Below are 10,198 nucleotides of genomic sequence, written 5' to 3' on the forward strand. Positions count from 1 at the left end.
CTCGCCTAGGCCTTTTAAGAACGCGATTACGTGCACGAAACCCTCTGGCCGCAGCTAGTTCGCCGACCCGGCCGGCGGTGGTGAGCCGCGCGGCCGCGTTGACGGCGTCATTCGCGTACCGACGGGTGATCCAGCCAGCGGCGCACCCCGTAAGCACTCATACAGGGGACAACAATGAACTTCGACTGGAAGGGCTCGACGTCCACGAGGGTCAGCGTTGTCTTCTGGCCGTCCTCGGAGATCCTCGGAGGCGGCCGCGAACGGGCGAAATGGGATCTCCGGACGCTTGACGAAGTTCCTTCGCAGGAATTGGCGAAAGGGCTCGAGTTGCTGCCCGTACAGGATTCTCTGGACGCTATGCAGGTCCAGTTCGAGTTTTCGCGGCCGGGGATCTTGAAGATGATCTGCGACTACGACAGTTCGCTGCCGGAGCCGATGCGCGTCGAGGCTGCTTCCGCGCACTGGCGTTTCATCGATGAGCGGGTCGCCAGGCTGTGGCTGATCGGCTCCGTTCCGCGGGTCCGGTACCCGGCGTTCATGCGGCAGAAGCGCGACCTCATCCGGCCTCTTCCTGGTGATCTTCAGTTGAGCTGGTTGGCCTTGTCCCTGGTGCGCCTTGAGCCGTTGGTGACTGTGCTGGCGGGGAAAATGAGCGATTCTCAGCGTCTTGCCGGACTGATTTCAACCGAGGGGGCTGGGCGTGATGTTCTGCGGGACATCGCGAACATTATTTCCAGCATCGAACGCCTTGGTGGTGGCGACCGTGCTCGAAGGGGAAGTTCCGCGTTGCCAGGGAAGGCTGATTTGGCCGCGTTTCTGCTGGAGTTGGGCGAGGTTCTCGCCGATGCGCTCGAAAGGATGGATGTCAATTCCCTCGCGGGTTGCAGTGAGCGGGTGTTCGACGCCTTGTACCTGGTCGACAGTGAATACAGTCATCAGGTGGAAAGCGGCCTCGCCAAGCTGGAGGACCGTTCGTGGTGGCGGGATGCTCAGAGGGTCACGGACGACGGCGCGGGCGCTCTCGCTGTGGCGGCTACGGAGGCAGTTTCGTGCGCTGAGCGTGTCCGGTCAACCTGTATCGACGTCGATGTCAGAGGCCAGTTTCTGGATCGCGGAAACGGACATCGGTAAGCGTTGGCCGAGCGAACCCGGCGCCCGGTAGGCCGGGTCGGTCGAGAGGAAGGTGATCGTGCGGCCGACGATTGTGCTGTTGAGCGATCCGGATACGCGCCGGGAGATCGAGGATCGGTTGCGTGGCCTGGGCACCTACGCGGACGGTGATGTGTTCGACCGTCTCGAGGTGGGGGACTGCTGGTTCGGCATCGACTTGTCCGGCGACGTGCTACACGACTATGACGAGAACGAGAAGGCAGAACTCGCCGAGCGCTTGGGACGGGTCGAGCCGGTTCTCGTCGAGTACTTGGGTATCGCGTGTGTCTGGTCGTTGCTGCAAGCTGTTCTGGACGGGCTTCCCGGAGTGCTCGACACGAACTGCGGCGAACTCCTCGAATACGGTGAGGTCCTGGCGAGGTTCGCTCGGGACCCGGCTTGGAGCTGGGTGCCGCTTGGCGGATAAGGTGTGGCTCGTGGAGCTTGAGATCGCGTGGCCGATCGGCTGAGCACATCGAGGAGGACCTGAGGTGGATCGCCCGGGCCTCTGCGCGAGAGTTGCTGCCGTGGTAACTGCGATCGGGACGAGCCGACTATGAGTGGAGAAAGCCTCGATGAGGCGCAACTGGCCGAGATCGAAGAGTTGGTGCGGTCAGCCACGCCAGGTCCATGGCACGTCCGGGTGTTCGACGACGACGCGGCAATGAACCTCGTCGCGGTGGGCACTGTCGCCGGCGAGAATGGCCGGCGATTTCCGGGATTCGACTCGTCCGAGCTGGTCGCTGCCACGCTGGTCCAACACCCGAAGTACGTCGACATTTCGGACGGGAAATGGGACGAAAACGCCCGCTTCGTCGCCGAGTCGCGGCAGATTGTGCCTGCGTTGCTGGCCGAGGTTCGGCGCCTGCGCGCACGCTTGAATCAACTCGACGACAGCGAATAGACGACGGAACCATGGTCGACCTGGTTGACGTGGCCGCGCCGCGGTGGGAGTTCACCCTTGGCGATTACTGGGTCCCTTCGAGGATTCCTCGGGCTGACCAGAACCTGCTGACTGCCGTCGAGACGCTCGCCTTGCAGTTCCGCACGACCTCCTGGCCGGTCGAGCAGGTACTGGCCGCCTGGCGGGCGCTGGGTGATGGCGAAGGTTCGGTGAACCTCACCGCGGTGACGATCAGGCGGCGGGGCCCTGTGGCTGAAATTCGGGACAAGTACCGGCAGTTCCAGCACGTCCGCGTCCCGGCCGGCGAGATCGAGGCCGTGCTGATCGCGCTGATCTCCGCGATCAGGCACGCCTTCGAACAGGAACACGATCCACAGTGACACCGAGCCGGGGCGACCGGAAGCCCGGCCGCCCCGCCAAAATCAGCTGCAGTGCTCGAACTCGCTGTTGTCCACCTGGCCATCCACGGCGCCGCCCCACTCGACGCACTTGTCCGCCGATACCGGGCCCGCCAAGTACGCGAACGCTCCCGAGTCCGTCGCCCGTGTCGATTGGCGGTCCGGGCGGAGCGAGAGAGGTAACTCCTGGTTCATGAGTGCTGACGTGAGCGACGAGCAGCTCGCCATGATCTTATCCAGTTCGGGCTGGTCGCCAGCAAGAGTTGGCGGTGGTCGTGCGATGGTGTCGGCGGCTCCTCAGGCGGCGTGCGAGGACGAACTTGCAGCAGCATGGGACGCTGAACCCGTCGTGTCGGTCGTGCGAGGTTGTGCTGGACGAGCTGGGAGTTGTCGGCAAATGATCGACTTGATTCCGGCGGTGACCAACTCGGTGGTGCATGCCACTCTGGTGGAAAGCGGGTGGACGCCTGAGTACCGGTTCGACCCTTCCGGCTGGGTTGATCGGCTCCGGGACGAGGGCTTTTCGGTTCATTCTGCCGGCATCTGCGTTCTGGAGCTGCTAGGCGGGTTGACCGTGGTTCCACCGAAGTCGATCAAGGCCGTGTTCGGCACATGTGAACTGAAGATCGATCCGCTGTGGGCTGCGAAAGGCGAATCCGAGCGAATTGCCGATCGGGAGCGCGTCGTCGGTGACCGCCTGTGTCCGATAGGCGAGTGGCTGAGTGAATACATCGTCCTCGTCGGGGCGGAAGGAAAGGTCTACGCCGAGACGACCTTCCAAGTTTTGAAGCTGGGAGACGACATCAATCAAGCTCTGGTCCGATTGATCGTTGCTGACTCCGCTCCTATTCTCATTAGGTGAGGTTCGGCGTCTGGTTGGAGCCCTCGGATGCCGGGTAGTAGACTACTGGGTGAAAGAAGCACCCGGTCTCTGAAGGGGATTCGAACTTGCTCAGTGACGGCATGCAAGCGGGACAGCGTTTAGTCCTCGACTGTGCTCCGGCTGATGCCGTGGTTGCGAAAATTGCGTCAGGATACATTTATCTTCAGTGGCCGTGGCGTCGGATTGACCCTATTTCCAGGGTTTCATGGAATGGTCAAGTCGCTTTTCCTGTCGACGTGAATCACTTTGAATGGACGAACACGCCGTGGCGACTCGAACCCGACCCGGAAGACTTGTCCGCCGGAGATGTGTGCCTGGTCGGGATCCCGAGTCTGGAGGTTGTGGTGCGAACGGTTCGGCAGTTTGACCCACCGCGTGATGTCGGGTGGCTCCCTCGGCCGACGGTGGGCCTGTCCGTGGTCCCGGTCGGGGATTTCCAGGATGACGAAGAAGCGGGTTTCCTGGTCTACTTGGACGGGCCGGAGCCGATTTCGATTTCCCGTGCGAGCTAGCCGTGCTGACGTCAAGCCGGGGCGACCGGAAGCCCAGTCGCCCCGTCGAACTCAGCCGCAGTGCTCGAACCCGCTGTTGTACGCCTGGCCGTCCACTGCGCCGCCCCACTTGACGCACTTGGCCGCCGCCGTTGCTGATACCGGGCCCGCGAAGTACGAGAATGCTCCCGAGTCCGTCGTCCGCGTTGATCCCTGGACCTCCAAGTACGCCGACGTCTGCGTTGCCGTTCCTGCCGACGCGCTCTTCATCGTGCTGACGCAGTTCTTGCCGTTCGACGCGTTGTACGACAAGTACGCCGTGCCCGCCGTGCCCAGCGGGGCCTGGTCGATCACGTCGTAGCCGCCGCCGCACGCCGGGGCGCCCAGCTGCGTTTCCGACACCGCCGCGTAGCGGATCGTGTCGTTCGCGTGGTACTCCGGGCCCGCCTCGAACAGCACGCCCACCGATGCCTGCGACAGCTGCACCATGTCCGAGTACGCCGCGTCCTGGCCCCACACGAGCAGGCTGCCCGCCGTTCCCGTCCAGTTGGCGCCCTCGTCGAACGACGAGTGGATCCGCAGCTCCTTGCGACGGTCGCAAGTGGACGGTGCCGCGAACACGATCCGGTTGTACCTGCCGCCCGTGTCGGTCGCGCTCATCCGCGCCGTGGAGCCCTCGACGGTCGGGGTGACCAGGTCGGTCGCGAAGGCGAACTTCGAGCTGAACGTCGCGCCGCCGTCGGAACTGATCGCGAACGCGCGGTTGTGCGTGCCGTCCGACAGGCACTTGTTGTCGTTGTTGGCGTCGTTGCGCGCGGCGGCGTAGACGCGGCCGTCCTTCAGCTCGGTGACGCTGATCTCCTGCGGGTTCATCAAGTCCGAAGTGGACGTGTCAGTCGCTCCGCGGTGCCACGTCGCGCCCTGGTCGTCGCTGTAGACCAGTGAACCGGTGTTCTTGCCGCCGATCGTGTAGCTCATCCCGGCGACGATCCGGCCGGCGTGCGCGCCGCGCGTGAGCACGATGCCGTGCGACGGGCCCGTCGCCAGCCAGCCCGGCGCGCTCGCGAACCCGAGCTCGGTGGTCAGGACTCTCGGCGCGCCCCAGGTCTTCCCGTTGTCCTCGCTGATCGACACGCGCGGGATCCGGCCGCAGGACGGGTTGGTGTAGCACTGCATGGTGGACAGCAGCACGATCCGGCTGCTGCCCGGGATGACGATCGGCGCCGGGTTGCCCTTGGTGTCGCCGTTGGCCTTGATGACGGGCTGCAGCGCGCTCCACGTCTTGCCGCCGTCGGTGGACCGCTTCATGACGAGGTCGATTTCGCCGAGGTCGGCGCAGGTGGCGGCGCCGCCGTTGCGGCCCTCGGCGAAGGCGAGCAGGTCGCCGTTGGTGCCCTTCACGATGGTCGGGATGCGGTAGCAGTCGTGGCCCTCGGTGTTCTTGGTGAACACCAGCGTGCTGGCGACGTCGGCCGACGCGGTGGCGGCGCCCACGGCCGCCGGGACGGCGACGGCGGCGCACCCCAGCAGCCCGGCCAGGAGGCCTTGGGCGAGTCGGGTGATCTTCACGGTGAAAGCTCCCTACGGATTCGTTCTACGTCCTACGTCTCGGCGGTAGCGTCGACGCGGCCCGTACAAGACCCGTACAACCCGGCGTATAACGAACTATTCATGGCCGGGCAGGAAACATCAGGTGAACGCGGCCAACGTGCCGAAGCCGGTCGCCAGCACGAGAAGCGTGGACAGGAGACCCAGGAGCAGTGCCCGGCCGCCGCCCCGGAGCAGGGAGCCGAGGCGGACGGCGCAGCCCAGGCCGAACAGCGCGCCGGCGAGCAGGAGCGTCGACGCCGTCTTCGCGACGTCGAGCGCGAACGCGGGGACGAGCCCGGTGCTGCGGACCGCGACCATCGCGAGGAACCCGAGGACGAACAGCGGGACGAGGGGCGTGTGCCCGCCGCGGCGGGTGCGTTCGGCCGCGCCGACGAGCGCCACCACCGGCGCGAGCAGGACGACGCGGCTCAGCTTGACCACGATCGCGACCGCGACCGCCGCGGCGCCCGCCGGCCCGGCCGCCGCGACGACCTGCGCGACCTCGTGCACCGAGATCCCGGCCCAGCTGCCGGTCCGGGTCGCGTCCAGGCCGAGGACGTGCGCCAGCAGGGGGAGCACGCCGAGCGCGAGGCTGCCGTAGCAGGTGACGAGCGCGACGGCGGTCGCGACGTCCTCGTCCTCGCGCTCGACGACGCCTTCCATCGCCGCGATCGCCGACGCGCCGCAGATCGAGAACCCGGTGGCGACCAGCAGGGCGAGGCCGCGGGGGACGCGGACCAGCCGGCCGAGGCCGAGTGTGCCGAGGAAGGTGACGGTGACCGTCAGCACGACGGCGGCGAGCGTGCCGGCGCCGAGCGCGAGCACAGCCGGGACGGCGAGCTGCAGCCCGAGCAGGACGACGCCCGCGCGCAACAGGCGTCTCGTGAGCCCGGCCACGGCTTTGCGGTGCTCATCGGTGAGCACGGGCGTGTTGCCGGCGACGATGCCCAGCACGACGGCCACGGTGAGCGCGCCCGCCACCGGCCAGGCCGTGCTCAGCGCGTAGGCCGCCGCGACGCCGAGTGCGGTGATCGCGAGGCCCGAGGTTTTCGCCGACGTCATTGCCATGCTTCCAGCGTCGCGCGGTTCGCGGGCGCGCGGTAGCCGTCAGTGCGGCAGGAGGTCATAGACTGGGGCTATGACCGGACCGGATCTGGACTCGCTGCGCCTGCTGGTGCTCGTCGACGACCTCGGCAGCATCGGCCAGGCGGCCGGCGCGCTCGGCATCGCCCAGCCGTCGGCGAGCAAGCGGTTGTCCACTTTGGAGAGACAATTGGGACTGTCCCTGGTGGACCGGACGCGGCGCGGCTCCGCGCTTACCCCGGACGGCCGGGTGATCGCCGGCTGGGCGCACCGCGTCCTGACCGAAGTGGACGGACTGCGCACGGGCGCGGAGGCGCTGCGGACCCAGCGCGGCGCGAAGCTGCGGGTCGCGGCGAGCATGACGCTGGCCGAGCACTTCGTCCCGGCGTGGATCGGCGAGGTGAAGCGGACCGGGCCGGACACCTACGTCGGGCTCGAGGTGGTGAACTCCGAGCACGTCGCGGACCTGGTCGCGCGGGGGCGCGTGGACCTGGGGTTCGTCGAGTCGCCGGGGCCGTGGCCGGGCCTGGCGACGCGCCGGGTCGCGACGGACCGCCTGGTGGTCGTGGTCCCGGCGGGACACGCGTGGGCGCGGCGCCGCCGTCCGCTGACCGCGGCGGAACTCGCGGCGACGCCGTTGGTGGTGCGCGAGCCGGGCTCGGGGACGCGCGACACGGTCGAGGCGGCGTTGCGCCGGGCGGGGGCGGGGCCGGTGACGCCGTTGCTGGAGCTGGGGTCGGCATCGGCCGTGCGGAACGCGGTGATCGCGGGCGCCGGGCCGGCGGTGATCAGCGAGCTGGACGTGGTGCGCGAGGTCGCGGGGCGGCGGTTGGTGCCGGTGGCGGTGGCGGGGGTGGAGCTGGGCCGGGTGCTGCGGGCGGTGTGGCCGTCGGGGAGGCGGTTGATGGGGCCGGCCGCGGAGTTGCTGACGCTGGCGGTCAAGTCCGGGGCCGCCTGAGGACGGGAGCTGGGCTTGTCGGATGTGGGGGTTCGGCGGGAGTTGAGCGGGCGTGAGGTCGGCGGGGCGGGTGTGCGGAGGCGGCCGGGTTGAGTGGGGGGGCGGCCGGGTGTGCGGGGCCGAGTGGCCGCGTGAGGCCAGCCAAGGCGCAGCGAGTGGCGATCCCCGCCCCGGCCGAGCCGGCGGCCGCCGGTGGGCTGTCTCGATCCAAGCCGTAGGTTGCCGTCGATCCAACGGCGATATATCGTCGTAGTGTCGGCGATACGGCGAACGAAGGAGATAGGCATGGAGATGAGCGCAGGCGCGGGCCGGATGTTCGGCGGCTTCGGGGGCGGACTCTTCGGCGGCCACGGGCCAGCCGGTCACGGCCACCCCGGTCACGGCCACGACAACGACCACGGGTTCCCCGGCCACGAGGACTTCGACCCCGGCCCCGACCTGGCCCGCGGTGGCTTCCCGCCCCACCCGCCGCACCCACCCCAGCCGCCGGGACCGCCCGGAGCGCCGGGTGGGCCCGGGTTCCCCGGCTTTCCCGGCGGTCCCGGCTCCTTCGGCGGGCCCGGGAACTGGTTCGGCGGGGCGGGTCCCTTCCAGCGGGTCCAGGAGTTCCGCGGACGCGGGCCGAGCCGTCCGGTGCGGCCGGCCGTGCTCGCGCTGCTCGCCGAAGAACCGATGCACGGCTACCAGCTCATCCAGGAAATCCGGCGTCGCACCCACGACCGGTGGCGGCCCAGCCCCGGGTCGATCTACCCGATCCTGCAGCAGCTGGAAGACGAAGGTCTGGTGCACACCGCCGAGACCGGCGGCCGTCGCGTGGCCGAGCTGACCGATGCCGGGCGGGAGCACGTCGCCGGGCGGGAGGACGAGTTCACCGCCCTCTGGGCGGAACCCGAGGAGGCGCCCAACGCCGACCGCTTCGCCGTCCTGTGGCACGCGCTGGGCGAGCTGTCCGGCGCGGCCGCCCAGGTCGGCTACAGCGGCACGGACGCGCAGGTCGCCGAGGTGAAGAAGATCCTCGCCGACGCGCGGCGCCGCGTCTACTCGGTGCTCGCCGACGCCGGCCTGGAGGACGAGGACTGAGAGCGTTCGGGCGGATCGTCCGAAGTGGACGATCCGCCCGGCGCACGAAAAGGACTACGTCTGTCGGCCGAACCTCACTGCTGGTACGGCGCCGCCGCCGCCTTCGCGGCGGTGATCAGCGCGCCCTTGTTCTTCGGCCAGAACGTGCTGTCGACGCAGGTGTAGCGCGGCAGGAAGCCGCCGCACGTCCCGCTCGAGCCGCCGACCTCGAACGTCACGCTGGCGACGCCGAGCTCGCCGTAGGTGAAGTCGTCGGTGGTGCCGCTCGTGTCGTAGCCGACGGTCTCCTCGTTGGTGCCGACGAGGTAGCCGTTCGACGCCGAGTACTTCGCGCCCAGCCGCCGGTACTGCGCGTCGTTCGGCGAGGTGGCCTGCGTGAAGCCCCACGGGATGATGATGTCGTTGCCGTAGCTGTGCAGCGTGATCATCGTCCCCTTGGCCGTCGACGGCGCGGGGTCGTTGTTCCCGGTGCCGCGCTGGTCCGGGAAGATCGCGCGGGCCAGCTTCTCCAGCGCCTGCACCTCGGGCTCGGAGCCGGCGCTCACGCCCTGGTAGGTCTCGGCGCACGCGGAGTTCGAGTCGCCGCCCCACTTGAACGTGGAGTTGCGGTTGAGGTCGACGCCGATGTTCGTGCCCGTGCAGCTCCCACGGGAGTTGTCGGCGTTCTTCCGTTGCAGCTTCGGGGAATTGCCGCCGGACGCGACGATGTCGACGCCGTCGGGGTTGGCGATCGGCACCACCCAGACCTCGGTCGTGTCCAAAATGGACTTGGCGGTGGCGTCGGTGGCGTAACCGTCGGCGAGGTAGTCGATCCAGCGCCAGGCGAGCTCGCCGGTCGACAGCTCGCGCGCGTGGATCTGGGCCATCAGGAAGAACTTCGGCTTCGGCGACGTCGTCGAGAGCGTGCAGTCGCCGGTCTGCTTCTTGGTGAGGCAGAGGCCTGGATGTCGTGGCCGCCCTGGCCCTTCGTCTTCTTCCACGACTGGCCGATCGTGTACTTGGTGGCCAGATCGGGGTGCGCGGCGGCGACGGCGGTGAGGTGGTTCTCGTGCGCGGTGACCGTGCGGTACCCGCCGTAGAAGGTGTCCGCCGCCAAGGAATTCCGCTGCGCGGGGAGTTCTTTGTAGACGGTGTCGTGGAAGGACGGCGTGAAGCCGCGGGTACGCAGCTGGTTCGCGACGGCCTGCCCGCCGACGACGAGGACGGCGCCCGCGTCCCCTTCCTCGACGTCGAACCCGGCCGCCTCGAGGGCCTGCGCCTGGGCGGCGGTGGCGGGGACGCGCCAGAACACCGGGGTGTCGGCCGCCTGCGCGGTGGCGGTACCGCCGAGCAGGGAGGCGAGCAGGACCCCGGTCGCCGCGAGGGCGAGCCGGGACAGGGACCTTGACGCCATCGGGGATCTCCTCACGCCGCACGGATGGAGGCTCGGTCGGCACCCGTGGTCACCGGACCGGCACGCACAGTGTGTCGGCGGGGACAAAACCGCCATACCCCCGAAAGTCGCGATTCTGTCACGGAGCGGGTGATCGGGACGACTCGACGAGCGAACCGGCGGTGCGGGGCCGGCCCCCCCCCGGGCCCGCCCCCCCCCCCCCCACCAACTAAGCCCCGGCGCGCACCCCCCCCAGAAACCCCCCCCCCCCTCCGCCCCCCCGATGAAAC

The 10,198-nt window shown here is 68.7% G+C and carries 11 protein-coding genes; 7 read left to right on the forward strand and 4 right to left on the reverse strand.

Features of this window, described 5'->3' with window-relative positions:
* Nucleotides 1-174 precede the first annotated feature (174 nt).
* The 5 genes from ACIRSS_RS10055 to ACIRSS_RS10075 all read left to right on the forward strand — a co-directional run bounded on the left by ACIRSS_RS10055 (nt 175) and on the right by ACIRSS_RS10075 (nt 3,313).
* Nucleotides 175-1,131, forward strand: coding sequence for a hypothetical protein (locus ACIRSS_RS10055; RefSeq protein WP_400892880.1), 957 nt, complete (start codon nt 175-177; stop codon nt 1,129-1,131).
* 52 nt (nt 1,132-1,183) lie between these two features.
* Nucleotides 1,184-1,576, forward strand: a complete 393-nt coding sequence (locus ACIRSS_RS10060; RefSeq protein ID WP_400892883.1) for a hypothetical protein — start codon at nt 1,184-1,186, stop codon at nt 1,574-1,576.
* A gap of 129 nt (nt 1,577-1,705) precedes the next feature.
* On the forward strand, nt 1,706-2,053 hold the full coding sequence (locus tag ACIRSS_RS10065) for a hypothetical protein (RefSeq protein ID WP_400892885.1): 348 nt from the start codon (nt 1,706-1,708) through the stop codon (nt 2,051-2,053).
* Between the two features lie 11 nt (nt 2,054-2,064).
* Nucleotides 2,065-2,433 carry a hypothetical protein gene (locus tag ACIRSS_RS10070; protein WP_400892887.1) on the forward strand — a complete coding sequence of 123 codons (369 nt, stop codon included), beginning with the start codon at nt 2,065-2,067 and terminating at the stop codon, nt 2,431-2,433.
* Between the two features lie 223 nt (nt 2,434-2,656).
* Nucleotides 2,657-3,313: an SUKH-3 domain-containing protein gene (locus ACIRSS_RS10075; RefSeq protein WP_400892889.1), complete on the forward strand. Its 657-nt coding sequence runs from the start codon at nt 2,657-2,659 to the stop codon at nt 3,311-3,313.
* Between the two features lie 584 nt (nt 3,314-3,897).
* Here the strand turns inward: ACIRSS_RS10075 and ACIRSS_RS10080 are convergent.
* Nucleotides 3,898-5,394, reverse strand: coding sequence for an exo-alpha-sialidase (locus tag ACIRSS_RS10080; protein ID WP_400892891.1), 1,497 nt, complete (start codon nt 5,392-5,394; stop codon nt 3,898-3,900).
* A 120-nt stretch (nt 5,395-5,514) separates the two neighbouring features.
* Nucleotides 5,515-6,483, reverse strand: coding sequence for a YeiH family protein (locus ACIRSS_RS10085; protein ID WP_400892893.1), 969 nt, complete (start codon nt 6,481-6,483; stop codon nt 5,515-5,517).
* A gap of 70 nt (nt 6,484-6,553) precedes the next feature.
* Here ACIRSS_RS10085 and ACIRSS_RS10090 point away from each other — a divergent pair, with 70 nt between their 5' ends.
* Both ACIRSS_RS10090 and ACIRSS_RS10095 read left to right on the forward strand, forming a co-directional pair.
* Nucleotides 6,554-7,456, forward strand: coding sequence for a LysR family transcriptional regulator (locus ACIRSS_RS10090; protein WP_400892895.1), 903 nt, complete (start codon nt 6,554-6,556; stop codon nt 7,454-7,456).
* A gap of 285 nt (nt 7,457-7,741) precedes the next feature.
* Nucleotides 7,742-8,536, forward strand: coding sequence for a PadR family transcriptional regulator (locus ACIRSS_RS10095; RefSeq protein ID WP_400892896.1), 795 nt, complete (start codon nt 7,742-7,744; stop codon nt 8,534-8,536).
* A 74-nt stretch (nt 8,537-8,610) separates the two neighbouring features.
* Here ACIRSS_RS10095 and ACIRSS_RS10100 read toward each other — a convergent pair whose 3' ends face one another.
* Complete coding sequence (locus ACIRSS_RS10100; protein WP_400892898.1) at nt 8,611-9,402, reverse strand: M14 family zinc carboxypeptidase; 792 nt, start codon at nt 9,400-9,402, stop codon at nt 8,611-8,613.
* Nucleotides 9,402-9,929, reverse strand: coding sequence for a hypothetical protein (locus ACIRSS_RS10105; RefSeq protein WP_400892901.1), 528 nt, complete (start codon nt 9,927-9,929; stop codon nt 9,402-9,404). The genes ACIRSS_RS10100 and ACIRSS_RS10105 overlap by 1 nt, the downstream gene beginning before the upstream one ends.
* Nucleotides 9,930-10,198 lie beyond the last annotated feature (269 nt).

The sequence above is a fragment of the Amycolatopsis sp. NPDC101161 genome, from assembly GCF_044768185.1.
GTDB lineage: Bacteria > Actinomycetota > Actinomycetes > Mycobacteriales > Pseudonocardiaceae > Amycolatopsis.